The organism is Pseudomonas sp. S2_F07, assembly GCF_054668325.1.
The window spans coordinates 1,095,356-1,119,141 of record NZ_CP162758.1 but is presented as its reverse complement, the minus strand read 5'-3'; the positions used below and the strand labels follow the sequence as shown (position 1 = coordinate 1,119,141).

Here is a 23,786-nt window from a genome sequence, read left to right as displayed (position 1 = left end):
CATCAATGTGAATGATCCACCGCCTTCGCGAGCAAGCCCGCTCCCACAGTTGATGTGTTTACAGAAGGGTTGAGGATCATCTGCGCAGCCTTCTCGGCAATCATCAACGTCGGCGAGCAGGTGTTGCCCGAGGTGATGCGCGGCATGATCGACGCATCGGCAATGCGCAGGCCGGGGATGCCATGGACCTTGAGTTGCGCATCGACCACGGCGTCGGCGTCATTGCCCATGCGGCAGGTGCCCACCGGGTGGAAAATCGTGGTGCCGATCCGCGCGGCGGCTTCGTGCAGTTGATCCTCGCTTTGCAGGCTGTCGCCGGGCAGGTATTCCACCGGTTTGAAGGCGCGCAGGGCCGGGGCGGCGACGATGCGCCGGGTCAGGCGAATGGCGTCGGCGGCGACCCGCAGGTCTTCCGGGTGGCTGAGGTAGTTGGGTTGAATCAGCGGGGCTTCTTGCGGGTCGGCGGAGCGGATGTCCACCCGGCCACGGCTTTGCGGACGCAGATCGCAGACCGATGCGGTGAACGCCGGGAAAGCATGCAGCGGTTCGCCAAAGCGCTCCAGCGACAGCGGCTGTACGTGGTATTCGAGGTTGGCTGTCGTCTGCTCCGGCCCCGAGCGGGCAAAGGCGCCCAATTGGCTCGGCGCCATGGACAGCGGGCCGCTGCGGTCATACAGGTAGCGCAGGCCCATGCCCATCTTGCCCCACAGGCTGCCGGCAATCTGGTTCAGGGTGCGGGCATTTTCCAGCTTGTAGATCAGCCGCAGTTGCAGGTGATCCTGCAGGTTGCCACCGACGCCGGGTAGTTCATGGGCGACGCCGATTCCCAGCCGTTCCAGCAGCGGGCGCGGGCCGATGCCGGAGCGTTGCAGGATGCTGGGCGAACCGATGGAGCCGGCACACAGGACGATCTCCTTGCGCGCCTTGAAGGTTCTCGCCTGGCCTTGCCAGCGTGCGCTGACCGCCGAGGCGCGGCCATTGTCCAGCAACACGCGGTCGACTTCGACACCGGTCAGTACGGTGAGATTGGGGCGCTGGCGAATGGGTTTGAGAAAGGCCTTGGACGCGTTCCAGCGGATGCCGGCCTTCTGGTTGACCTGGAAATAGCCGCAACCTTCGTTGTCGCCCTGGTTGAAGTCATCGATGCTGGCGATGCCGCTTTGCTCGGCGGCGCTGCGAAACGCATCGAGAATCGGCCATGACAGGCGCTGGCGTTCGACCCGCCATTCGCCCGCGGCGCCGTGGAATTCGGCGGCGCCGGCAAAGTGGTTTTCACTCTGTTTGAACAGCGGCAACACGTCTTGCCAGCTCCAGCCAGGGTTGCCGTCGGCGGCCCAGCGGTCGTAGTCGCCGGCCTGGCCGCGCATGTAGATCATGCCGTTGATCGAGGAGCAGCCGCCCAGCACCTTGCCGCGCGGGTAGCTCAGGGCGCGGCCTTGCAGGCCCGGTTGCGCTTCGGTCTTGAAGCACCAGTCGGTGCGCGGGTTGCCGATGCAGAACAGGTAGCCCACGGGGATGTGAATCCACGCATAGTTGTCGCGGCCGCCGGCCTCGAGCAGCAACACGCGATGCTGCGCATCAGCCGACAGTCGATTGGCCAGCAGACACCCGGCCGGCCCGGCACCGACCACGATGTAATCGTATTCATCCAGGGGAGTCTGCATCCCTGACCTCGTGTTGTTGTTCTTGTTGTCTGTCATCCTAGTTGTTAGCTTTCGTCAAAAGAATGTTAGTTTTTGCGCAGCCGCTGTGCGTTTTTAAACAGCGTTCCGAACGGCAACGAACAAGGACGCTTCATGTTCGACTGGAATGACCTGCGTTTTTTTCTCGAATTGCAGCGCAGCGGGCGTTTGCTCACGGCTGCCCGTCGCCTGAACACCACCCACGCCACCGTGGCGCGGCATATCGAGGCCATCGAAAAAAGCCTCGGTACGGCGTTGTTCGTCCAGCATGCCCAGGGTTACGAGATGACCCCGGCGGGCGAGGCGTTGCTTAAACACGCCGAGGCGATGGAGAACGTGGCACTGCTGGCCCAGGAGGAAATCACCCAGTCCACCGCGCCGTTGGGCAAGATCCGCGTCGGGGTAACGGAAGGGCTGGGCATCATGTTCCTGGCCAGTCGCATGAACGGTTTGTTCGAGCGCTATCCGGGGCTGGAGGTGGAGTTGGTGGCGGTGCCGCGTTTTGTCAGCATCCTCAACCGCGAGGCGGAAATCAGCATCCACCTCGAACGCCCGGCCGCCGACATGCTGGTCACCCGTAAACTCACCGATTATCGCCTGGCGCTCTATGCCAGTCAGGACTACCTCGACCGTTCACCGCCGTTGCGCACTCGTGAGGATCTGGGACGCCATGCGTGGATCGGCTATGTCGACGATCTGCTGTTCAGCCAGGAATTGATGTTCCTCAATAGCTTCTGTCGCAACCCGCGGGTGGTGTTTCACAGCACCAGCGTGATCGCCCAACAGCAGGCGGCGCGCTCAGGCCTGGGGATTGCCGTGCTGCCGTGCTACATGGCCAGTGCCGATCCCGGTCTGGTGCCATTGTTGCCGGACGAAAGCATCCAGCGCAGCTACTGGATCAGCACCCGCCGGGAGCTGCACAAATCGGTGCGGTTGCGGGTGTTGTGGGATTATGTGGTGGAGTTGTGTGAGCGGGAGCAACCCCTGTTGTTCGGCGAAAATCCCCCGTAGGAGCTGCCGCAGGCTGCGATTTTTTGACCTTGAAACATCAGAATCAAAAGATCGCAGCCTGCGGCAGCTCCTACGGTCGGCGGTGTTTCAAGGCGTGATTTCGAACGCCGTGCTGGCCAGCCGTTCACCATTCACCATGATGTGTACGGTGTGAACGCCCGCATAATGCCGGCGGGTGGTGAGTTCCTTGATCTGCTGGCCACGACAGACGGCTTCGACGGCGTTACCAGGCAGCGTCAGCGCCTTGAGCTTGAACACCTTCGCCGAAGTGCTGCCGTTGGCCTTGACGTAATCGATGGCGTAGTCGATCACCAGGCGTTGACTGCTTTCTACCGTGGATTTGACGGCAAACGACAATGTGATCTTTTCTCCCAGGCCAATCACCGGCGGTTCGACTTTCACATCAACGATCTCGACCTCAGGCTTGCCGCCCGCGCCGATGATCGCCAGTGCCCGCCGGTTGCCCTGTTTGATCAGGCTGCGCAGGGCGTGTTTGGCGATCCATGCGGTGTGCCGGTTGTCCAGCGACCAGCCTTCGATCAGGTCCAGCACCCAATCGGGATGATCCTTGGTGATGTCGTTGAGGTGGTTAGCCACGGATTTGCGCACGTACAGACTGGTGTCGGCCTTGAGGTTGTCGAGGATGTTCGCGGCCAGTGTCGGATCGGCCTGGATGGTCTCCAGCCGGAATGACCAGGGCAGGCGTGGCCGGCATCCTTCGCTGGCCAGGCGCCGTACATGCTCGTTGTCGTCCAGCGACCAGGCATGCATCAGCTTGAGCGAACGCTCGAGGTCACGGCGCAGAAAGTGACGGATTGCGAACTCCGAAGAGCCAAAAGCGGTGAAGTACTTCAGCGCGTCCATCGACTGCTCGAACGCATGGGCGCCGTAACTGGCGACGTAGTGCGGCAGGCACATGCTGACGAAGCCGCTGTTCAGGCGCGGTGCGAGGGCGCGCAGCACCTGCAGCGATGCCTCGTAGTCCAGGGGCAGTACGGCGTGCAGGCTCTCGCTGACCCGGGCCATGCGCTGCATGACGCTGAGATCCGCCAGGCCGGACCGGGCCAGCTTCAGGAAGCGTGCGGCCTCGAATGGCGGATAGACCGCGGTCATTTCGCTGGCGATGTGCTGGAGGCGCTCGGTGTTGAAGATTTCCTTGAGGGTGGGGGCAGGTTGGTCAGTCATGGTGGTCCCTTTGAAGTTGTGGTTATTCCATCACACCGCGTTATCGTTCTTCGTCGGAACGCCGCCCGGAGCAAGCCCGCTCCCACAAGGGGGCTCTGCCAGACTCAATATTTGTGAGCACCTCAGATCCAGTGGGGGAGCGGGCTTGCTCCGGGCGGCGTTCCGACGAAGAGGCCCGAATAGTCACCTCAATTCTTGCCCGCTTGCTCCTGCAGTTGATCCGACTCGAACAACCTGGCCAGTTCGACCCGCGCTTCCTGCGCCGTCTGCATCACTTTCACCGCGTCGTCATACACCGCATGCTGGGCTTCAAGCACCTCTTCGTCGTGCTGCTTGAAGCGTTTGATCCGCGCATCCGCCTGGGCCTGGGTCAGCCCCAGGCCGATCAGGGTTTGCCGGCTCATTTCCAGGCTCGAATAAAAGGTTTCGCGCACGGCGTGGGCGCCGACGTCCATCAGCCGGTGTACATGCTGGCGGTTACGGGCCCGGGCGATGATTTTCATGTGCGGGTAGAGCTTGCGCACCAGTTCCGCGGTCTTGATGTTGGTGTCCGGGTCATCGGTGGCGATCACGAAATACTCCGCTTCCCCGACCTTGGCCGCGTTGAGGATTTCCGGGCGCATCGGGTCGCCGTAGAACACTGGCACGCCACCAAAGCTGCGGGACAGTTCGATGGTTTCCACCGAGGTGTCGAGGGCCACGAACTTGATGTTCTGTGCGCGCAGAATCCGCGCAACGATCTGGCCCATGCGACCCATGCCGGCGATCACCACCCGTGGCGCGTCGGCGTCGATTTCGCGGAACTTCTCCGGCACTTCCACCGGTTGCACCTTCGGGCTGACCAAGCGTGCGCAAAGTAGCAGCAACAGCGGCGTCACGGCCATGGACAGGGTGATGGTCAGCACCAGCAAGTCATACAGTCCGGTGGCGAACAGCCCGTGGTCGCGACCGATCTTGAACACCACAAAGGCAAATTCACCACCGGCCGCCAACACGATGCCCAAGCGGATCGCACTGACCTTTTTCAAGCCTCCGGCCAGGCGACCGACCAGGAACAGCAGCGGCAGTTTGATCGCGATCAGCAGCAGGGTCAGGCCCAGCACCGCCACCGGCATGCTCAGCAACAGGCTCAGGTTTGCGCCCATGCCGACGCTGATGAAAAACAGCCCCAGCAACAGGCCCTTGAACGGTTCGATCTGGGCTTCCAGTTCATGGCGATACTCGGAGTCCGCCAGCAGCAGGCCGGCGAGGAAGGCGCCCAGGGCCATGGAAATGCCGACCAGCTCCATCAGCCATGCCGTGCCGATCACCACCAGCAACGCCGTGGCGGTGGAGACTTCAGGCAATGCGGTCTTGGTCACCACGCGAAACACCGGCCGCAGCAGATATCGCCCGCCGATCACCACCACGGCGATGCTGGCCAGCACTTGCAGGCCGTGGTTCAGGTTTTCGCTGGCGCTGGTGCTGTGATCGCCACCGGCAAGCAACGGCACCATGGCGATCAAGGGGATGGCGGCGATGTCCTGAAACAACAGGATCGCGAATGCCAGCCGCCCGTGGGGGCTGGTCAGTTCCTTGCGTTCAGCCAGGCTTTGCAGGCCGAACGCCGTGGACGATAGCGCCAGGCCCAGGCCCAGGACGATCGCGGTGTTCAACGGCTGGCCAAACAGCCACAGCGCCACCACGCCAATCACCGTGCCGGTGAGCAACACTTGCGCCAGACCCACGCCGAACACTGACTTGCGCATCACCCACAGGCGTCGCGGCGACAGTTCCAGGCCGATGATGAACAGCAGCAACACCACGCCGAGTTCGGAAATGTTCGCGACGCTTTGCGGATTGTCGATCAGGCCCAGCACCGACGGGCCGATGATCACCCCGGCAAACAGATAGCCCAGAACCGCCCCCAGTTGCAGGCGCTTGGCCAAGGGAACGATGAGCACGGCCGCCATCAGAAACACGACAGCGGCTTGTAGCAGGTTGCCTTCATGGGGCATGAGAAAACTCCAGGACTCGGTACTGCGGGGGTGACAAGAATAAAGGCTGAGCCCTTCGGCGTCAGCAAAACGCTCGGGCTTAGATGTTACAATTTGCATTAATTAGTTACATTTATAGAATTAGCTGATCAATCCAACGGTCCCTCTCGAGTAGTCCCCCATGGCGATCAACTTCGACCTCAATGACCTGCAGGCCTTCCGTGCCGTGGTCGAGCAGGGCAGCTTTCGCAAGGCAGCCGATACGGTGCGCATTTCCCAGCCAGCCTTGAGCCGGCGCATCGAAAAGCTTGAAGACGCCCTCGGCGTGCGGCTGTTCGAGCGCACCACGCGCAAGGTCAGCCTGACCCAGGCCGGACGGGGGTTCATGCCCAGCGTCGAGCGCCTGCTGGACGATCTGGACGTGGCATTGCTGGGCATCAGCGAAGTCGCCTCGACCCGGCTCGGCCATGTCACGGTTGCTTGCGTGCCCTCGGCGGCTTACTACTTCATGCCACGGGTGATCGCGCATTATCACCGGCAGTTTCCGCGGATCAAGGTCAAGGTGCTGGACTCCAGCGCCCACGACGTATTGAGCGCGGTGGTCAATGGCGAAGCGGATTTCGGCCTGAGCTTCATGGGCACGCTGGAAGCCGAAGTGGATTTCGAGCCCCTGGTGCAAGAAGGGTATGTCGTAGCGTGCCGGCGCGATCATCCACTGGCGGGGCGAAGCAGCGTCACCTGGGACGAGTTCTATCAGCAGGATTACATCTCGCTGGATAAAACCTCGGGCAACCGTTTTCTGCTGGATCAGGCGTTGACCGGCGTGGTGCCGCAGCGGCCGAGTATCTGCGAAACCCGTCACGTGACCACTATGATCGGTCTGGTGGAGGCCGGGTTGGGCGTGGCGGCGGTGCCGCTGATGGCGATGCCGGCAGCGGACCATCCGATCCTGACGCGGGTACCGTTGACCGATCCGCAGGTGATGCGCAGCGTCGGTCTGATCAAGCGCCGGGGTCGAACCCTGACCCCGGCGGCATTGGAGCTGGAACGGCTGGTGGTGGAAATGAAAGTCCTGCAGCCGTCGGTCAGCGACTGACCGAGTCCAGCCCGGTCGCTTTCACGTCCGGTTGAGCCTGGGCCGAGGCCATGTATTGCAGCAAGGCCTTGGCTTCGGCCGGGTGCCGGGCACCTACCGGGATGCCGGCGGCAAACCGGGTGACCGACTGCACCGACTCCGGAATCTTCGCCACGAAACTGACCCCCGGCACCGGCAACAATTCGCTGACCTGCTGGAAGCCCAGTTGATAGTCGCCAGTGGCAACCACCGAGCCCACGGGGACTTTCGGCACCATGGTCGACTTGGGCTTGAGCTGGTCCTCGATCCCCAGGCGCTTGAACAGTTGCTGCTCGATGTACACGCCGCTGGCGCTGTCGGAGTAGGCCACTGATTTAGCGTCAAGCAGGGTCTTTTTCAGGCCCTCGACGTTGCTGATATCCGGTTTCGGTGCACCTTCGCGCACCACCAGGCCAATGCGTGAGTCCGCCAGTTCGACACGGGAAGCCGGATCGACCTTGCCCTGTTTGATCAAGTCGTCCAGTGCGTAGCCGACCATGATCACCACGTCGGCTTGCTCACCCCGGGCCAGGCGATTGGGAATCGCTTCCGGGGCCTTGCCCATGGAGGGACCGAGCGCGGTGTCGAGTGTGTTGCCGGTGGCGGCGGCGAACTTCGGGCCGAGGATCTTGTAGGCTGCCGTGAAGCCGCCGGAGGTCATCACACGGATCTCTTCAGCCTGGGCAATGCTGCTCAAGCCCAGGCTGGCCACCAATGCGAGGGCGGCAAGATTGAAGATTTTTTTCATGGTCATGTTCTCGATGAAGGGCCGGTTCACGACGCCACCGGTTGCAGATGATTCGAGGCGCGGCGATAGAGCATTAGCGTGGCGCACAGTGCGCAAAGTGCTGCAAAGCTCATCCAGTAACCCGGTGCCGCCTTGTCGCCGGTGTACTGGATCAGCAAGGTCGACATCGCCGGGGTGAACCCGCCGAACACGGCCGTGGCCAGGCTATAGGCAAGGGAGAAACCGGCCACCCGGACTTCCACGGGCATGATCTCCGTCAGCGCAGGGATCATCGCGCCGTTGTACAGGCCGTAGATGAACGACAGCCACAACAGCACCATTAGCATGTGGAGGAAGCTGGGCGCGTTCACCAGATAGGTCAGCACCGGGTAAGTAGTGGCGATGGCCAGCAGGGCCATGGCGATCAACACCGGGCGTCGACCGATGCGGTCCGAGAGTGCGCCGCCGATCGGCAGCCAGATGAAATTCGAAACGCCCACCAGCAATGTCACCAGCAACGCATCGGACGTGCTCAGGTGCAGCACGGTTTTACCGAAGGTCGGCGCGTACACCGTGATCAGGTAGAACGCGGTGGTGGTCAGGGCGACCATCATCATGCCCGCGAACACCGTCAGCCAGTTTTTCCCCAGGGTGCGGAACACTTCACCCATGCTCGGGCGGTGTTTGCGGTTGGCGAACTCTTCGGTTTCCTCCAGGTTGCGGCGCAGCAGGAAGATGAACGGCACGATCATGCAGCCGACGAAGAACGGAATCCGCCAGCCCCAATCGACAATCACACTCGGTGCCATCCACTGGTTCAAGGCGTAACCCAGGGCAGCGGCGACAATGATCGCCACCTGCTGGCTGCCCGACTGCCAACTGGTGAAAAAGCCCTTGTGGCCGGGTGTGGCGATCTCGGCGAGATACACCGATACGCCGCCCAGTTCCGCACCGGCGGAAAAGCCCTGCAGCAGCCGCCCGATCAGCACCAGGGCCGGGGCGAACAAACCTATGGTTTCGTAACCGGGCACCAGCACAATCAGGATGGTGCCGCTGGCCATGATCGACAGGGTCACGATCAACCCTTTGCGTCGCCCCACATCATCGATATAGGCGCCCAGCACCACGGCGCCCAACGGACGCATCAAAAAGCCTGCACCGAACACGGCGAAGGTCATCATCAGAGAGGCGAATTCGCTGCTGGCCGGAAAGAACACGGCAGCGATCTGCGTGGCATAGAAGCCGAAAAGGAAGAAGTCGAACTGTTCGAGGAAGTTGCCCGAGGTGACCCGGAAAATGGCACTGGCGCGAGAGCGTCCGCGCGGGATTGAGGCTGTCATCGATAAGTACTCCACCGCTTTTATGACATGCGCTGCCTGGACGCGGCGCACGGTTCTTATTGGGGCGGATAGTGGAGCAGAGGCATCGATATGTTAATTGCATTGTTGGCATGCATTGATGCGCGAAGTGAATCAATGTATCGGTGGACTCGCTCGTGCAGTTACCGGTACAGGCACCCGTCGACGAAACGCTATTCGCTATGTGCCCGCACCACGCTTTCGGTGCCCAGCCGATACTGATTGTTCCCACTGCGCTTGGCCTCATACATCGCCAGGTCGGCAATGTGCAGCAAGCGGTCAATGCTTGGCGCATGATCGGGGAACACGGCGACGCCGAGGCTGGTGCCGATGTGGCGCTGGTCGTTGCCGATGGTGACGGGCGGGGAAAGTTCGACGAAGATTTTCTGGCAGATGGTGCGCGCTTCGTCTTGCAGGCTTTTGCCTTGGGGCAGGTCCTGGAGGATGACCACGAATTCGTCGCCACCGATCCGGGCGACGGTGTCGGTGCCGCGCAGGATGCGCTTGAGCCGTGTGGCGGTCGTGACCAGCACGCGGTCGCCGGCGGCATGACCATAATGATCGTTGATGGCCTTGAAACCATTGAGGTCGACAAACACCAGCGCCACCCGCGTGGCACTGGTGCGCGCGAGCTCCAGGGCTTCGGACAGGCGCTCTTCGAGCACCAGGCGATTGGGCAGACCGGTCAAGGGGTCGTAATGGGCCAAGTGCTTGAGGTAGTTGGCCGAGGCCTTTTCTTCGGTGATGTCGCGCACCACGCCCATCATCTTGATCGTTTCGTCGTGGTCGTTCTTGACCACGTTGCCGGTTTCCCGCAGCCAGCGGATCGTTCCGTCGGGCCAGACCACGCGGTATTCCTCGTCATGGTTTTCGCCGGTTTCCAGGCAGCGCATTTCGCCGGCCCGAACCCTGGGCCGGTCGTCTGGATGAACGCAGGAGCAAAACAGCGCGTAGGAGGGCGTCACTTCGCCGATCTTGAAGCCGAACATGCCGAAAATCGCATCTGACCAATACAATCGGTCGGTGTCGACATCCCAGTCCCAGGTGCCGATGCGGGCAAAGTACTGGCTGCGTTTGAAGCGCTCGACATCGCCGTCCTGGTGGATGCTCTGGCCTTCGGAGAGGCGGGTGACGATGCTGCGATATTCGGCCAGTTGTTTTTGCAGCGAACGTTCGCGCCAGACCAGCGCGACGATCAGGGTAAGCGTCGTTGAACCAAGGATGACGCTGGTCCAGAGCAGGATCATTCGGGGATGGCCATCAGGGCGGTGAACCGTAGGGTAATTGTTGATTATTTTAGTTCAGCAAACAGCTTTAAACGTCGCGCGGGAGGTGGCAATGGTTGCCAATCAAGGGCAAATCTGGGAAAACGGCGCCCATCAGGCCCTTGAGGGCGAGAGAGCATACGAGTGAATTCAATGAAAGACGAGCTTCAGGTAATCGATCTTCAGGTGGGTGACGGAAAAGCCGCCGTAAAAGGCGCACTGATCACTACCCAGTACCGTGGCTGGCTGGAGGACGGCAGCGAATTCGACTCTTCCTACAGCCGGGGCAAACCCTTCCAGTGCGTGATCGGTACCGGGCGGGTCATCAAGGGTTGGGACCAGGGCATCATGGGCATGCAAGTCGGTGGCAAGCGCAAATTGCTGGTACCGGCGCACCTGGCCTATGGCGAACGCACCATGGGCAAGATCACGCCGAATTCGAACCTGATTTTCGAGATCGAGCTGCTGGAAGTGCTGACGCGGGATGATTGACTTGTAGTTGGCCAGCCAACTTGCCAGGTTCTGCTCTTTCGGCGAACATACGCGCCATATAGGGGTAGGGGGTATAGGTATGTCGCACATTCACGAACACAAGGATGACTTGATCAAGCGGGTCAGACGGATTGCCGGGCAGGTGGAAGCCGTGGAGCGAGCGCTTGAGTCCGACGCCGATTGTGCCAAGACCCTGCACCTGGTCGCCGCCATCCGGGGCGCGGTCAATGGTTTGCTGGAGCAGTTCATCGACGCTCATGCCCGCGAGCACGTGGCCCATCCGGACTTGAGCGATGAGGATCGCGCCCAGGGCGTGGAAGACTTGTTGCTGGCCATCCGCCGCTATGCCAAATAGAGGCCTGAATCCCATGAAACAGACACCCCAGGCTTCGCGTTTTGCCCATGACCATGTGTTTCTCGGTGCATCCCATGATGAAAACGCCCGACGCACCTTATGGGTGGTGGCGCTGACGTTCGTGATGATGATTGGTGAAATTGCCGCCGGTTACCTCACCGGTTCCATGGCGCTGCTGGCCGATGGTTTTCACATGGCCACCCATGCCGGGGCCTTGGGCATCGCGGCGGCGGCCTATGGATTCGCACGGCGCAATGCCAATAACGCGCGTTACAGCTTCGGCACCGGCAAGGTCGGGGATCTCGCCGGATTTGCCTCGGCCATGGTGCTGGGGGTGGTGGCGATCGGCATTGCCGGTGAATCCGTTTATCGTCTGTTTCAACCAACGACCGTGGCATTCACCGAAGCGACGGTGATTGCAGTGGTGGGGCTGGCGGTGAACATCGCCAGTGCCTTTTTGCTGGCGGGCGGCCACGGTCATCATGGCCACGATCACGGACACAGCCATGAGCACGGCCATCATCACCATCACGACAACAACCTGCGCTCGGCTTATGTCCATGTGCTGGCCGATGCCTTGACGTCGGTGCTGGCGATTGCCGCATTGCTGGCCGGGCGCTATCTGGGGTGGGTGTGGCTGGACCCGGTGATGGGCATCGTGGGCGCCATCGTGATCGCGAAATGGGCCGTTGGATTGATGCGTGACAGCGCTGCGGTGTTGCTCGATGTCACGGATGAGCACGTTGCCGATGAAATCCGTGAACTGCTGGAGTCATCGGACGATGTGCGCATCAGCGATCTGCATGTCTGGCAGGTCGGCCCCCAGGCACGGGCCGCGATTGTCAGCGTTGTGGCCGCGGCCAATGTCAGTGCCGACACCATTCGCGAACGCCTGGCGCCGGTCCATGAACTGTCTCACCTGACCGTCGAATACCGCACGGCTTGAGCGGTTTTCGCTCAATCACTGAACAGCGCAATCCGTCCATTCGTGGATGGGCGGTATTGCCATTTCAGCTGCTCCAGTGCCGGCCCTATCGCCAGAAGCTGCTTGAGCGTGGCGCCGGCAATGCTCAACGCCAGGTGTTGCCCCGGACATTGATGGCGCCCCGCACCGAAGGTAAAGCTGCGCCGGTTCGGGCGCTCGAGCAGGAAGGTGTCGGGGTTGTCGTTGAGCTGCGGGTCGCGATTGGCCGAGGCCAGCAGCACCAGGATCACGTCGGTGGCGTTCAGCCTCACGCCATCAATTTCGCAGGGGGCGGCGACGAAGCGGCGGGTGTTCTGTACCGGCGGGTCGAAGCGCTGCACTTCGGCCAGCAGGTCTTCGACAGGGGGTGATTCGCTGCGCAGCGACGGGTGTTCAATCAATGTCAGCACGGCGTTGCCGATGAGCCCGGCAGTGGCCTCGAAGGTCTGGGAGAGCAGGCCTATCAGGTTGGCGATCAGGGTTTGCGGTGCGCCGGATGCGAAGCGCTGGCCGATACCTGCAAGCAATTGGCTGTGGTTGTGCGCATCGTCGAGCAATTCGATGAAGTAACCGCTCAATTGTTCGGCGGCAGCGTGGGCGGCGGTCAATTGTGCCGCGTTGCTCAAGGGCGACAGGCAGGCGACGAAATCCGCCGTCAGCTCGCTGATGGCGCGGCCCTGGGCCGGGGTGAACCCCAACAACGCCGCCACCACGCACACCGGTCCACGAAACATGGCATTGTACAGGCCAGCGGCATCCGCGGTGATCAATCGGGCGCCAACCAGGGCTTCGACTTCCCGCGCATCGATCAACTCCAGCCCCGGCGCAATCGCCGACCGTGGGCAACGTTGGCGCTCACCTTCATTCATGCGCATCAATTGGCCGAACACCTGGCCGGCCATGCCGTCGGCAATTGCCCTGGGGACTGGTTCGTGCGCGGGGCGAACGTGGCAATCGGGATGCGCCAGCACGGCGGCCACCGCCCGGGCGCTGCTGGCCACCCACAGGTTCAGCCCCGGATGAAAGGCCAGCCCACCTTCGGCACGCAATTGTGCGTAGTAGGAATAAGGATCGGCATGGGTTGCAGCGATGATCGGGTCCATGGGGCACAGCCTTTTGTTGTTGGAAAGTGTTGCTACTATCTCCAGTCCGAAAGGGCATTGATTCGTCCGGGAGCGAAATATGAGCGCAGAACAACACGACATCGGCGTCTCGCAGGTGGCGGCAGCCATCGCTGAGCCGGCACGGACGAAAATCCTCTGCTCGCTGATGGACGGCCACGCCCGCACCAGCACCGAACTGGCGGCGGTGGCCGAAGTCAGCGCGTCGACCGCCAGTGCCCACTTGGCCAAACTCAAGGAACTGGCACTGGTGCGGCTGCACGTTCAGGGACGTCACCGCTATTACAGCCTGGCGGACAAACGCGTGGCCCAGGCCCTGGAGGCACTGATGGTGATCGGCCAGAACAGCGCGCCAAGTTTCCAGGCGCGCACCCCGGATCGCCTGCAATTTGCCCGCACCTGCTACGACCACATGGCGGGAACCCTGGCCGTGCTGTTGCATGACCGGATGCTTGAAGCGGGCTGGCTTGAGGAAACCGACGAACAGGCCTATCGCTTGAGCGACAGCGGTACGGCAATGTTTCAAGGACTCGGGATCGAAGTGCAGGACTTGAGCACCTTGCGCCGTCGTTTTGCCTGCCCGTGCCTGGACTGGAGCATGCGCCGGCCGCATCTGGGCGGGTCGCTGGGGGCGGCGTTGCTGCAAACGGCGCTCAGGCGCAAGTGGGTGACCCAGGATCTGGACAGTCGGGCATTGGCGTTGACGGCGTTGGGGCGCAGGGAGATGGCGGGGCGGTTCGGGGTTGAGTTGCGGTTGGATATTGAGGAGAAGAGCAAAAGATCGCAGCCTGCGGCAGCTCCTACAGGGGCTGCGAAATATCCATTGTAGGAGCTGCCGCAGGCTGCGATCTTTTTACGCTCATGAAAAAGCCCCCCATCGGTCACCCGATGGGGGGCTTTTGTGCGTCTGGCGTCAGGTCAAACCTTGACGATCCAGCCCGCTGGCGCTTCGATGTCGCCGGTTTGCACGCCGGTCAGCTCTTTGTAGAGCTTCTGGGTGACCGGGCCGACTTCGGTTTCGCTGTGGAACACGTGCAGGTGGTCGTTGTAGTCGATCCCGCCAATCGGCGTGATCACCGCAGCGGTACCGCAAGCACCGGCTTCCTTGAAGTCGGAGAGCTTGTCGATGAACACGTCGCCTTCGATCACTTCCAGGCCCAGACGGGTCTTGGCCAGCTCGATCAGCGACAGACGGGTGATGCCCGGCAGTACCGATGGCGAGTTCGGGGTCACGAACTTGTTGTCGTGGGTGATCCCGAAGAAGTTGGCCGAACCGACTTCCTCGATCTTGGTGTGGGTCATCGGATCCAGGTAGATGGCGTCGGCGAAGTGGGCTTTCTTGGCCTTGGAGCCCGGCATCAGGCTGGCGGCGTAGTTGCCCCCGACCTTGGCGGCTCCGGTGCCTTGTGGCGCGGCGCGGTCGTAGCTGGAAATCTGGAAGTTGTGCGGGGTCAGGCCGCCCTTGAAGTAGGCGCCGACCGGAATGCAGAAGATCGAGAAGATGAACTCGGGGGCGGTACGCACGCCGATGTTGTCACCCACGCCGATCACGAACGGGCGCAGGTACAGCGCGCCGCCGGTGCCGTACGGTGGAATGAAACGCTCGTTGGCACGCACCACTGCCTTGCAGGCTTCGATGAACTGCTCGGTTTCCACCTGCGGCATCAGCAGGCGGGCGCAGCTGCGCTGCATGCGCAGGGCGTTCTGGTCCGGGCGGAACAGGTTGATCGAGCCGTCCTTGCAACGATAGGCCTTCATGCCCTCGAAGCATTGCTGGCCATAGTGAAGGGCTGTGGAGCCTTCGCTGATGTGCAGCACGTTATCTTCGGTCAGGGTGCCTTTGTCCCACTCGCCATTGCGAAAGTACGACAGATAGCGCTTGTCGGTCTTGATGTAGTCAAAACCCAGCTTGTCCCAATTGATGCTTTCGTTACCCATGACACCCTCTATCACTGAACAACCGTCGAAACGGTTCAAGGCTTCTGACGTTTTTTGGATGGGGACAACAATACTTCATTCTTGGGCTAAATCGCAGCCCAGACGATAGGGGGAGAAGCAGATTTATTAGCCTGCTTATTAAACTTCCCGGTTCTTCGTCGAAAAGATCGCAGCCTGCGGCAGCTCCTACGGGATCGGCGGCCACCTGTAGGAGCTGCCGAAGGCTGCGATCTTTTGATCTTTACAGGTGCAACGCATGCCCCAGAGCGCGCAACGCCGCTTCCTGCACCGCCTCACCCAGGGTCGGGTGCGCATGGATGGTGCCGCCGATGTCTTCCAGCCGCGCGCCCATCTCCAGGCTTTGCGCGAACGCCGTGGACAACTCCGACACGCCGACGCCCACAGCCTGCCAGCCGACAATCACATGATTGTCCCGACGGGCGACCACCCGCACGAAGCCGCTTTTCGACTCCAGGGTCATCGCCCGGCCATTGGCGGCGAACGGGAAGCTCGACACGATGCAATCCAGGCCGGCGGCATTGGCCTCGTCCGGGGTCTTGCCGACCACCACCAGTTCCGGGTCGGTGAAGCACACGGCGGCGATGGCGGTCGGGTTGAACTCACGGAATTTACCGCTGATCAGCTCGGCGACCATCTCGCCCTGGGCCATGGCCCGGTGCGCGAGCATCGGTTCGCCGCTCAGGTCACCGATGGCATACACGTTGCGCATGCTGGTCTGGCAGCGGTGGTCGATCTTGATCGACGAACCGTTCATGTCCAGGTTCAGCGCTTCGAGGTTCCAGCCCTGGGTGTTCGGCTTGCGACCGACGGCCACCAGCACCTGATCGGTTTCCAGGTTCAGGGTCGCGCCGTTCGGGGCCAAAATCTGCAAGGTATTTTCTTTTGAATCAAAGCCTTGCACGCTATGCTTCAAGTAAAGCTTCACGCCGAGTTTTCTCAGTTCGTCGTGCACCGGCTGGGTCAGTTCGGCATCGTAGGCCGGCAGGATGCGTTCCTGCGCTTCCACCACGCTGACCTCGGCGCCGAGCTTGCGATAGGCAATGCCCAGCTCCAGGCCGATGTAGCCACCGCCGACCACAATCAAGCGCTTGGGCACGGAGGTCGGCACCAGGGCTTCGGTGGACGAGATGATCGGTCCGCCAATCGGCAACATCGGCAGGTTCACGCTTTTCGAACCGGTGGCCAGCACCAGGTGCTCGCACTGGATGCGCGTGTCGCCGACATCCACGGTTTTACCGTCAACCACTTTGGCCCAGCCTTGGATGACCTGGACCTTGTTCTTTTTCAGCAGCGCGGCAACGCCGGTGGTCAGGCGATCGACGATGCCGTCTTTCCATTCGACGCTCTTGGTGATGTCCAGCGTCGGCGCGGAAACGCTGATGCCCAGGGGCGAAAGCTGATGGTGGTGCCGGGTCTGGTGAAACTGCTCGGCGACGTGAATCAGTGCCTTGGACGGAATGCAGCCGATGTTCAGGCAGGTGCCGCCCAGGGATTGGCCTTCTACCAGGATGGTCGGGATGCCCAACTGGCCGGCACGGATCGCTGTCACATAACCGCCAGGACCGCCGCCGATGATCAGCAGCGTGGTGTTCAAAGTTTGCATGGTGCTCTCCAACAAAAATCAGTCCACAAACAAGGTCGCGGGTTGTTCGAGCAAGCCACGGATGGCCTGGATGAATAGCGCCGCGTCCATGCCGTCGACCACGCGGTGATCGAAGGAGCTGGAGAGGTTCATCATCTTGCGGATCACGATCTGGCCTTTGATCACCATTGGTCGTTCGACGATCTTGTTCACGCCGACGATCGCCACTTCCGGCAGGTTCAGCACCGGCGTGCTGACGATGCCGCCCAAGGCGCCAAGGCTGGTCAGGGTGATGGTCGAGCCGGACAGTTCATCGCGGCTGGCCTTGCCGTTGCGCGCAGCGTTGGCCAGGCGAGCGATTTCCGCCGCGCTGTCCCACAGGCTGCGAGCTTCGGCATGACGTACCACCGGTACCATCAGGCCGACATCGCTCTGGGTAGCGACGCCCACATGCACCGCGCCGAGGCGGGTGATGACCTGGGCTTCGTCGTCGTAGCGAGCGTTCATTTGCGGGAAGTCGCGCAGGGCGACGACCATGGCGCGGACCAGGAACGGCAGCAAAGTCAGCTTGCCACGGGTCGCACCGTGTTTTTCATTGAGGTGCGTGCGCAGCTCTTCCACGGCGGTGACGTCGATTTCTTCGACATAACTGAAGTGGGCGGCACGCTGGGTGGCGTCCTGCATGCGCTGGGCGATCTTGCGGCGCATGCCGATCACCGGGATCTGCTGTTCATCGGTACGTTGGGCGTAAGCAGCCGCCACCGGTGCCGAAGCGTTCGACTGACCCTGGGCCAGGTAGGCCTCGAGGTCTTCATGCAGTACGCGGCCGGCGGGGCCGGTGCCACGCACCAGGCGCAATTGAATGCCGAGGTCCAGCGCATGCTTGCGCACGGCCGGGGAGGCCAGCGGACGCTCATCGGCTGCGCGAGCCACCATCGGGCCCTGGCAGACGGCAGCTTTCGGCGATGGGGCAGCGACCGGTTTGCTTTCAACCACGGTTTCAACTTTGGCTGCGGCCACCGGGGCTTCTTTAACAGGTGCCGGTTGCGCCGACTCCTTAACGTTGCCCGCGCCTTCGACTTCAATGCTGATCAGCACACTGCCGACCGCCATGACTTCGCCCGGCTGTCCGCCGAGGGCGATGACCTTGCCATGCACTGGCGACGGGATATCGACCATCGCCTTGTCGGTCATCACATCGGCCAGTACCTGATCTTCGACGACCATGTCGCCGACCTTGACGTGCCATACCGACAATTCAACTTCTGCAATGCCTTCACCAATGTCCGGCATTTTAATGACGTGCGTGCCCATTCAAACCTCCATGACCCGTTTCAACGCCGCGCCCACTCGGGACGGACCTGGGAAATACGCCCACTCTTGCGCGTGCGGGTAAGGGGTGTCCCAACCGGTGACGCGTTCGATCGGCGCTTCCAGGTGATGGAAGCAATGTTCCTGCACCAGCGACACCAGTTCGGCGCCGAAGCCGCAGGTGCGTGTGGCTTCGTGCACCACCACGCAACGGCCGGTCTTTTTCACCGACTTGACGATGGTTTCCAGGTCCAGCGGCCACAGGCTGCGCAGGTCGATGACTTCGGCGTCGACGCCGCTTTCTTCAGCAGCGACTTGCGACACGTACACGGTGGTGCCGTAGGTCAGCACGGTGACGTCCTTGCCCGGACGGGTGATCGCAGCGACGTCCAGCGGCACGGTGTAGTAGCCATCCGGCACTTGCGCGGCGGGGTGCTTCGACCACGGGGTTACCGGGCGGTCGTGATGGCCGTCGAACGGGCCGTTGTACAGGCGTTTTGGCTCGAGGAAGATCACCGGGTCATCGTTTTCGATGGAGGCAATCAAAAGGCCCTTGGCGTCGTACGGGTTGGACGGCATCACCGTGCGCAAACCGCAGACCTGGGTGAACATCGCCTCGATGCTCTGGCTGTGGGTCTGGCCGCCGTAGATGCCGCCGCCGCAAGGCATGCGCAGGGTCATCGGCGCGGTGAACTCGCCGGCCGAGCGATAACGCAGGCGGGCGGCTTCGGAAATAATCTGGTCGGAGGCCGGGTAGACGTAGTCGGCGAACTGGATCTCGGCCACCGGACGCAGGCCGTAGGCGCCCATGCCCACGGCGACACCGACGATGCCGCTTTCAGAGATCGGCGCGTCGAACACCCGGGAGGTGCCGTACTTGTTCTGCAGGCCTTCGGTGCAGCGGAACACTCCGCCGAAGTAGCCCACGTCCTGGCCGAAGACCACGACGTTGTCATCACGCTCAAGCATCACATCCATGGCCGAGCGCAGGGCCTGGATCATGGTCATGGTGGTCGTGGTCATGGCGGTTTCCAGCTCGATATTGTTGTTGTGATCGTTCATGTCAGATCCCCAACTCTTGGCGCTGGCGCTTCAAGTGCTCCGGCATCTCTTTGTAGACGTCTTCGAACATGGTCGCGGCGCTTGGAATCTGGCCGCCGGCGAGGGTGCCGTACTGTTCGGCTTCTTTCTGTGCGGCGATCACTTCGGCTTCCAGCTCGGCGCTGACCGCAGCGTGCTCCTCTTCGGACCAGTGACCGGTCTTGATCAGGTGCTGCTTGAGGCGTGCGATCGGATCACCCAGGGGGAAGTGGCTCCAGTCATCGGCGGGACGGTATTTCGACGGATCATCGGAGGTCGAGTGCGGGCCGGCGCGGTAGGTGACCCATTCGATCATGGTCGGACCGAGGCCACGGCGCGCACGTTCGGCAGCCCAGGCCGAGGCGGCGTAGACCGCATAGAAATCGTTGCCGTCGACCCGCAGGGAGGCAATGCCGCAACCGACGCCGCGCCCGGCGAAGGTGGTCGCTTCACCACCGGCAATCGCCTGGAAGGTGGAGATCGCCCACTGGTTGTTGACCACGTTGAGGATCACCGGCGCGCGGTACACGTGGGCGAAGGTCAGGGCGGTGTGGAAGTCCGACTCGGCGGTGGCGCCGTCGCCGATCCAGGCCGAGGCGATTTTGGTGTCGCCCTTGATCGCCGAAGCCATGCCCCAGCCCACGCCCTGGATGAACTGGGTGGCGAGGTTGCCGGAGATGGTGAAGAAACCGGACTCCTTGACCGAGTACATGATTGGCAACTGACGTCCCTTGAGCGGATCGCGCTCGTTGGACAGCAACTGGCAGATCAGGCCGACCAGCGGCACGTCGCGGGCCATCAGGATGCTTTGCTGGCGGTAGGTCGGGAAACACATGTCGTCGATGTTCAGGGCCAGGGCCTGGGCGCTGCCGATGGCTTCTTCGCCAAGGCTCTGCATGTAGAACGACATCTTTTTCTGACGCTGGGCGACCACCATGCGGTTGTCGTAGATGCGGGTCTTGAGCATGGCACGCATGCCCTTGCGCAGGATCTCGCTAGAGACGCCTTCGGCCCAGGGACCGAGGGCATTGCCCTGGTCGTCGAGCACGCGAATCAGGCCACGGGCCAGGTCAGCCGTGTCAGCCGGTTCAACGTCGATTTGGGGTTTGCGCACCGTGCCGGCATCGGTCAGATGCAGGTAGGAGAAGTCGGTTTTACAGCCGGGACGGCCCGAGGGTTCGGGGACGTGCAGGCGCAGCGGTTCATACGCTTGGGTCATGGCTTCTACGCTCGATCTTGTGAATTTCTTGTAGTGAGCTGACAGATTTCGTTCGGTAGAAGAAATCTTGTCCTACAACAATCATAGGCCCGCCGAAGAAGAATATTTCTCTCTGTTTCGTTGCGCTGAAGATCATTTGCAGATAAAAAACCTGCATAAACATAAAAAGCAGGTGTTTTTATCTCATGCGCAAACTGGACCGTACCGATATCGGCATTCTCAACAGCCTTCAGGAGAACGCGCGCATCACCAACGCCGACCTGGCGCGTTCGGTGAACCTGTCGCCGACGCCGTGTTTCAACCGGGTCAAGGCCATGGAAGAACTGGGGGTGATTCGCGAGCAAGTGACGCTGCTGGACGCCGACCTGCTGGGGCTGCATGTGAACGTGTTCATTCACGTCAGCCTGGAGAAACAGGTGGAGGAGGCGTTGCAGCATTTCGAAGAGGCGATTTCCGATCGTCCCGAGGTGATGGAGTGCTACCTGATGGCAGGCGACCCGGACTATCTGATCCGGGTGCTGGTGCCGACCATTCAGTCGCTGGAGCGTTTCATGATGGACTTTCTGACCAAGGTGCCGGGGGTAGCGAACATCCGTTCGAGCTTTGCGCTCAAGCAAGTGCGGTACAAGACCGCGCTGCCGTTACCGGCCAATGGGTTGACGCTGGATAAATAAGGATTGGCGGTGTCACTGCTTTTACTGACGCAATAAGTCACAGCTGTACAACGCCGTTCTACAGTTTGAGCTTGTATTTGTGTGGTGCGGTTTTCTTTATGTTTTGCTCTCCACTATTGATTAACTAGAGTGAAACATAATGAAGCCTGTATTAGATAAAATTGCTTTGGCCTACTCGCTGGACGTCAATCCAGATGATTTGGATGATTACGGAAATATAAAAGAATATGTTCCTCCTGTTTTTGAGCCCTTTGTCGAGGACATGGGTGGAACTGATTTGATGGATATCCAGGCCGCTCTGGACGGAGGGCCGGGTCCATCTGCCCTGGAGAGCGATATTGGAATTACCGCCGGTTGGTGCCCGAACGGGAGCTGGAGTGGCGGGATATGCAAACCCTTCAATAACATTCGTAACCACTGGATGCGCGCTTACGGTGTTGTCAGCAACTTGCCGATTCATATGGCGATTCTACCCGGTACTCACAATTCAGGTTTCGATAAACAAGCAAAGTATGTCCCTAGTCTGGAGGTATGTCAGGACGTCGCGCCGTACCATCAATTGACTGCCGGTATTCGAGTGCTGGATCTCAGGGTTCAACATTATTCGGGACTATCGGTTGGTGATCCACGGCGTTATTCGATTTTTCATTCGACAAACAACGGGCGAACGGTCCAGGGCGATGTTCTCGATGCTGTGCGCATGTTTCGTCAAAACTCTGAAGGGGACACTAAACGCGAGATCGTGATTCTGAATTTTCATCAGTTCAGGAATTTTACGGCCGCAGCCCATCGTGAACTAGCTGGAATAATAAAGTCCTATTTGGGCGAATCGATCATATCGCCTGTGTATCGAGATCTGACGGTGTCGCAAATATGGGCGTTGCCAAACTATAAAAATGTCGTCATTTCATACAACGCTGATCCCAGGGATGCGCTTTTTTGGAACGGCGTCAATCAACGCTGGATAGGCTCGAATACACCGTCGAATGGTGAGCTAAAAGCGTTTATTGACCGGGTCGGCAATGAAACCAAACCCTTTGGTGAGTTGCGGGCAATTCAAGCCCATCGCATGACTTTTCCATTCGACGGCGCCAAAGATATTTCGGGCTCGTTGATGTCATGGTTTGCTGCCGGCTCCGCCAGCCATCCGATCATGAAGTACTACATCATCAATTGCGATTGGTCGTTACGGCATCGCCTGGTGGACAACATCATCTTTTCCAACCAGTTCCGCAGCCGAGCGTTGGGCATTCCTGATGTTGTACGGGCCAGCCCGACGAGTATTGGCGTTCAAGGCATGCCAAGCGCCCGGCATATGATCTTGCAGATCGATGACGCGCACTGGACTGAAACAGTGGCGCTGCCGCCGATTCTTGATGAAGAGCCACACCGGTTGCTGGTTTGCTCGGATGCGGACGCCGAATGTGAGCTGGATCTGCGTGGCAGTGATGTTCCGCTGCCTGGCGTCCGTCTATCGAAGGGGGAGGTGGTTGCCCTGGTGTGTCTTGATGGCTCGCGCCAATGGGCGTTGCAGGTGCGCGAATGCTCGCCGAATGAGCACGGACATGTGATTGCGGCGCCTTGCGACGGCGAGAAATTTATTCGCTATACATTGTCGGTCGGCAATTACGCGCCGTTGGTGTACTTGCCGGCGGAAGCTCCCGCCAACAGTGTGGTGCTGATCGTGTGCGATGCACTCTATACCACCCGAATCGGCCACTCCCAGGGCACGGATGAACTTGAACATGTCATCTCTGCCGGTCAGGTTCTCGCGTTTACCTACAGCACGGCGTCCCGGCAGTGGCACAAGCAGGAGGTGCTGCCCGGCAGTCACAACTGATTGATCGGAATCTTCAAGTAAGTCACACCATTGTCTTCCGCGGGCGGCAAGTTCCCCGCCCGCACATTCACCTGGATCGCCGGCAGCAACAGTGTCGGCATCCCCAACCCCGCATCGCGCCGGGTGCGCATTTGCACAAAGGCCTTTTCGTCGATGCCGTCTCGCACGTGGATATTGCTTTTGCGCTGTTCACCCACGGTAGTCATGCATTGGGACACGCGACCCTCGGGCGGATAGTCGTGGCACACGTAGAGGCGCACGCTGGCGGGGAAGGCCAGCAGTTTCCGGATCGAGGCAAACATCTGGTTGGCATTGCCACCGGGGAAGTCACATCGGGCAGAGCCGACGTCGGGCATGAACATCGTATCGCCCACCAGAATCACATCACCGTCGATCAGGTAAGCCATGTCCGCCGGGGTATGGCCAGGCACGTGCAGGGCGGTCGCCTTGAGGTTGCCGATCATGAACGATTCGTCGGGGGCGAACAGGTGGTCGAACTGGGAACCGTCGACGTGAAAGGAAGGCTCCAGATTGAACAGCGCCTTGAACACGTCCTGGACCTTGCTGATCGATTCGCCAATGGCGATTTTGCCGCCAAGCTCCCTGCGCAGATACGGCGCGGCGGACAGGTGATCGGCATGGGCGTGGGTTTCCAGCAGCCATTGCACTTGCAAGTGGCGGGCGCGAACGAAGGCGATGATCCTGTCGGCCTGGGTGGTCGCGGTACGCCCGGAGGCCCCGTCGTAGTCGAGCACCGGGTCGACAATCGCACACTGCCCGCCATCAGCCTCGTAGACCACGTAGCTGTAGGTCGAGGAGGCGGGGTCGAGGAAAGCTTCAATCAGCGCGGGCATGGACACGAACCTGTGCA

Annotated in this window: 21 protein-coding genes; 8 read left to right on the top strand and 13 right to left on the bottom strand. The window is 61.0% G+C overall.

Annotated features, from left to right (window positions below; translation table 11 throughout):
- Nucleotides 1–2 precede the first annotated feature (2 nt).
- Nucleotides 3–1,664 carry a GMC family oxidoreductase gene (locus AB4O40_RS04805; RefSeq protein ID WP_056727851.1) on the bottom strand — a complete coding sequence of 554 codons (1,662 nt, stop codon included), beginning with the start codon at nucleotides 1,662–1,664 and terminating at the stop codon, nucleotides 3–5.
- A gap of 132 nt (nucleotides 1,665–1,796) precedes the next feature.
- On the opposite strand from AB4O40_RS04805, the gene AB4O40_RS04800 reads away from it, so the two are divergent.
- A complete protein-coding gene (locus AB4O40_RS04800) occupies nucleotides 1,797–2,693 on the top strand; it encodes a LysR family transcriptional regulator (protein WP_056727849.1) in 897 nt (298 codons plus the stop codon).
- An 87-nt stretch (nucleotides 2,694–2,780) separates the two neighbouring features.
- Here AB4O40_RS04800 and AB4O40_RS04795 read toward each other — a convergent pair whose 3' ends face one another.
- On the bottom strand, nucleotides 2,781–3,878 hold the full coding sequence (locus tag AB4O40_RS04795) for a DNA alkylation repair protein (RefSeq protein ID WP_460055782.1): 1,098 nt from the start codon (nucleotides 3,876–3,878) through the stop codon (nucleotides 2,781–2,783).
- Nucleotides 3,879–4,066: 188 nt separating this feature from the next.
- Nucleotides 4,067–5,875: a monovalent cation:proton antiporter-2 (CPA2) family protein gene (locus tag AB4O40_RS04790; protein ID WP_056727846.1), complete on the bottom strand. Its 1,809-nt coding sequence runs from the start codon at nucleotides 5,873–5,875 to the stop codon at nucleotides 4,067–4,069.
- A gap of 160 nt (nucleotides 5,876–6,035) precedes the next feature.
- Between AB4O40_RS04790 and AB4O40_RS04785 the strand changes: the two genes are divergently transcribed.
- Nucleotides 6,036–6,950, top strand: coding sequence for a LysR family transcriptional regulator (locus AB4O40_RS04785; RefSeq protein WP_056727844.1), 915 nt, complete (start codon nucleotides 6,036–6,038; stop codon nucleotides 6,948–6,950).
- Here the strand turns inward: AB4O40_RS04785 and AB4O40_RS04780 are convergent.
- The 3 genes from AB4O40_RS04780 to AB4O40_RS04770 all read right to left on the bottom strand — a co-directional run bounded on the left by AB4O40_RS04780 (nucleotide 6,940) and on the right by AB4O40_RS04770 (nucleotide 10,300).
- Complete coding sequence (locus tag AB4O40_RS04780; protein ID WP_056727843.1) at nucleotides 6,940–7,716, bottom strand: substrate-binding domain-containing protein; 777 nt, start codon at nucleotides 7,714–7,716, stop codon at nucleotides 6,940–6,942. The two genes, AB4O40_RS04785 and AB4O40_RS04780, sit on opposite strands and share 11 nt — an antisense overlap.
- Before the next feature lie 26 nt (nucleotides 7,717–7,742).
- Complete coding sequence (tcuC, locus tag AB4O40_RS04775) at nucleotides 7,743–9,035, bottom strand: MFS transporter (protein WP_056727841.1); 1,293 nt, start codon at nucleotides 9,033–9,035, stop codon at nucleotides 7,743–7,745.
- A gap of 191 nt (nucleotides 9,036–9,226) precedes the next feature.
- On the bottom strand, nucleotides 9,227–10,300 hold the full coding sequence (locus AB4O40_RS04770) for a sensor domain-containing diguanylate cyclase (protein ID WP_056727839.1): 1,074 nt from the start codon (nucleotides 10,298–10,300) through the stop codon (nucleotides 9,227–9,229).
- A gap of 171 nt (nucleotides 10,301–10,471) precedes the next feature.
- On the opposite strand from AB4O40_RS04770, the gene AB4O40_RS04765 reads away from it, so the two are divergent.
- From AB4O40_RS04765 to dmeF, 3 genes are all read left to right on the top strand, one after another.
- On the top strand, nucleotides 10,472–10,810 hold the full coding sequence (locus AB4O40_RS04765; protein WP_409078760.1) for an FKBP-type peptidyl-prolyl cis-trans isomerase: 339 nt from the start codon (nucleotides 10,472–10,474) through the stop codon (nucleotides 10,808–10,810).
- Between the two features lie 79 nt (nucleotides 10,811–10,889).
- Entirely contained in the window at nucleotides 10,890–11,165 is a 276-nt protein-coding gene (locus tag AB4O40_RS04760; protein WP_008052742.1) for a metal/formaldehyde-sensitive transcriptional repressor, read from the top strand.
- Nucleotides 11,166–11,178: 13 nt separating this feature from the next.
- Nucleotides 11,179–12,111 (top strand): CDF family Co(II)/Ni(II) efflux transporter DmeF, encoded by a 933-nt coding sequence (gene dmeF / locus AB4O40_RS04755; RefSeq protein WP_056727836.1) that lies wholly within the window; start codon nucleotides 11,179–11,181, stop codon nucleotides 12,109–12,111.
- 11 nt (nucleotides 12,112–12,122) lie between these two features.
- On the opposite strand, the gene AB4O40_RS04750 is transcribed toward dmeF, so the two are convergent.
- Complete coding sequence (locus AB4O40_RS04750) at nucleotides 12,123–13,232, bottom strand: cytochrome P450 (RefSeq protein ID WP_056727835.1); 1,110 nt, start codon at nucleotides 13,230–13,232, stop codon at nucleotides 12,123–12,125.
- Between the two features lie 79 nt (nucleotides 13,233–13,311).
- On the opposite strand from AB4O40_RS04750, the gene AB4O40_RS04745 reads away from it, so the two are divergent.
- Entirely contained in the window at nucleotides 13,312–14,079 is a 768-nt protein-coding gene (locus tag AB4O40_RS04745) for an ArsR/SmtB family transcription factor (RefSeq protein ID WP_223542607.1), read from the top strand.
- A gap of 89 nt (nucleotides 14,080–14,168) precedes the next feature.
- Here the strand turns inward: AB4O40_RS04745 and AB4O40_RS04740 are convergent, their stop codons facing one another.
- The 5 genes from AB4O40_RS04740 to AB4O40_RS04720 form a co-directional block, all read right to left on the bottom strand.
- On the bottom strand, nucleotides 14,169–15,188 hold the full coding sequence (locus AB4O40_RS04740; RefSeq protein WP_008052737.1) for a branched-chain amino acid aminotransferase: 1,020 nt from the start codon (nucleotides 15,186–15,188) through the stop codon (nucleotides 14,169–14,171).
- A gap of 241 nt (nucleotides 15,189–15,429) precedes the next feature.
- Entirely contained in the window at nucleotides 15,430–16,812 is a 1,383-nt protein-coding gene (gene lpdA / locus AB4O40_RS04735; protein ID WP_460055789.1) for a dihydrolipoyl dehydrogenase, read from the bottom strand.
- An 18-nt stretch (nucleotides 16,813–16,830) separates the two neighbouring features.
- Nucleotides 16,831–18,105, bottom strand: a complete 1,275-nt coding sequence (locus AB4O40_RS04730; protein ID WP_460154675.1) for a dihydrolipoamide acetyltransferase family protein — start codon at nucleotides 18,103–18,105, stop codon at nucleotides 16,831–16,833.
- On the bottom strand, nucleotides 18,106–19,164 hold the full coding sequence (locus tag AB4O40_RS04725; protein ID WP_015095444.1) for an alpha-ketoacid dehydrogenase subunit beta: 1,059 nt from the start codon (nucleotides 19,162–19,164) through the stop codon (nucleotides 18,106–18,108).
- 1 nt (nucleotide 19,165) lies between these two features.
- A complete protein-coding gene (locus AB4O40_RS04720) occupies nucleotides 19,166–20,401 on the bottom strand; it encodes a 3-methyl-2-oxobutanoate dehydrogenase (2-methylpropanoyl-transferring) subunit alpha (protein WP_056727828.1) in 1,236 nt (411 codons plus the stop codon).
- 185 nt (nucleotides 20,402–20,586) lie between these two features.
- Here AB4O40_RS04720 and bkdR point away from each other — a divergent pair, with 185 nt between their 5' ends.
- Entirely contained in the window at nucleotides 20,587–21,075 is a 489-nt protein-coding gene (bkdR, locus tag AB4O40_RS04715) for a Bkd operon transcriptional regulator BkdR (protein WP_046037311.1), read from the top strand.
- Nucleotides 21,076–21,214: 139 nt separating this feature from the next.
- On the top strand, nucleotides 21,215–22,915 hold the full coding sequence (locus AB4O40_RS04710) for a PI-PLC domain-containing protein (RefSeq protein ID WP_460055793.1): 1,701 nt from the start codon (nucleotides 21,215–21,217) through the stop codon (nucleotides 22,913–22,915).
- Here the strand turns inward: AB4O40_RS04710 and AB4O40_RS04705 are convergent.
- Nucleotides 22,906–23,769, bottom strand: a complete 864-nt coding sequence (locus AB4O40_RS04705; RefSeq protein ID WP_056727821.1) for an MBL fold metallo-hydrolase — start codon at nucleotides 23,767–23,769, stop codon at nucleotides 22,906–22,908. The two genes, AB4O40_RS04710 and AB4O40_RS04705, sit on opposite strands and share 10 nt — an antisense overlap.
- Between the last annotated feature and the right edge of the window lie 17 nt (nucleotides 23,770–23,786).

Coding starts and splice junctions, on each gene's coding strand:
- AB4O40_RS04805 (WP_056727851.1), bottom strand. CDS start 1,664: ATGCAGACTCCCCTGGATGAATACGATTACATCGTGGTCGGTGCCGGG.
- AB4O40_RS04800 (WP_056727849.1), top strand. CDS start 1,797: ATGTTCGACTGGAATGACCTGCGTTTTTTTCTCGAATTGCAGCGCAGC.
- AB4O40_RS04795 (WP_460055782.1), bottom strand. CDS start 3,878: ATGACTGACCAACCTGCCCCCACCCTCAAGGAAATCTTCAACACCGAG.
- AB4O40_RS04790 (WP_056727846.1), bottom strand. CDS start 5,875: ATGCCCCATGAAGGCAACCTGCTACAAGCCGCTGTCGTGTTTCTGATG.
- AB4O40_RS04785 (WP_056727844.1), top strand. CDS start 6,036: ATGGCGATCAACTTCGACCTCAATGACCTGCAGGCCTTCCGTGCCGTG.
- AB4O40_RS04780 (WP_056727843.1), bottom strand. CDS start 7,716: ATGAAAAAAATCTTCAATCTTGCCGCCCTCGCATTGGTGGCCAGCCTG.
- tcuC (WP_056727841.1), bottom strand. CDS start 9,035: ATGACAGCCTCAATCCCGCGCGGACGCTCTCGCGCCAGTGCCATTTTC.
- AB4O40_RS04770 (WP_056727839.1), bottom strand. CDS start 10,300: ATGATCCTGCTCTGGACCAGCGTCATCCTTGGTTCAACGACGCTTACC.
- AB4O40_RS04765 (WP_409078760.1), top strand. CDS start 10,472: ATGAAAGACGAGCTTCAGGTAATCGATCTTCAGGTGGGTGACGGAAAA.
- AB4O40_RS04760 (WP_008052742.1), top strand. CDS start 10,890: ATGTCGCACATTCACGAACACAAGGATGACTTGATCAAGCGGGTCAGA.
- dmeF (WP_056727836.1), top strand. CDS start 11,179: ATGAAACAGACACCCCAGGCTTCGCGTTTTGCCCATGACCATGTGTTT.
- AB4O40_RS04750 (WP_056727835.1), bottom strand. CDS start 13,232: ATGGACCCGATCATCGCTGCAACCCATGCCGATCCTTATTCCTACTAC.
- AB4O40_RS04745 (WP_223542607.1), top strand. CDS start 13,312: ATGAGCGCAGAACAACACGACATCGGCGTCTCGCAGGTGGCGGCAGCC.
- AB4O40_RS04740 (WP_008052737.1), bottom strand. CDS start 15,188: ATGGGTAACGAAAGCATCAATTGGGACAAGCTGGGTTTTGACTACATC.
- lpdA (WP_460055789.1), bottom strand. CDS start 16,812: ATGCAAACTTTGAACACCACGCTGCTGATCATCGGCGGCGGTCCTGGC.
- AB4O40_RS04730 (WP_460154675.1), bottom strand. CDS start 18,105: ATGGGCACGCACGTCATTAAAATGCCGGACATTGGTGAAGGCATTGCA.
- AB4O40_RS04725 (WP_015095444.1), bottom strand. CDS start 19,164: ATGAACGATCACAACAACAATATCGAGCTGGAAACCGCCATGACCACG.
- AB4O40_RS04720 (WP_056727828.1), bottom strand. CDS start 20,401: ATGACCCAAGCGTATGAACCGCTGCGCCTGCACGTCCCCGAACCCTCG.
- bkdR (WP_046037311.1), top strand. CDS start 20,587: ATGCGCAAACTGGACCGTACCGATATCGGCATTCTCAACAGCCTTCAG.
- AB4O40_RS04710 (WP_460055793.1), top strand. CDS start 21,215: ATGAAGCCTGTATTAGATAAAATTGCTTTGGCCTACTCGCTGGACGTC.
- AB4O40_RS04705 (WP_056727821.1), bottom strand. CDS start 23,769: ATGCCCGCGCTGATTGAAGCTTTCCTCGACCCCGCCTCCTCGACCTAC.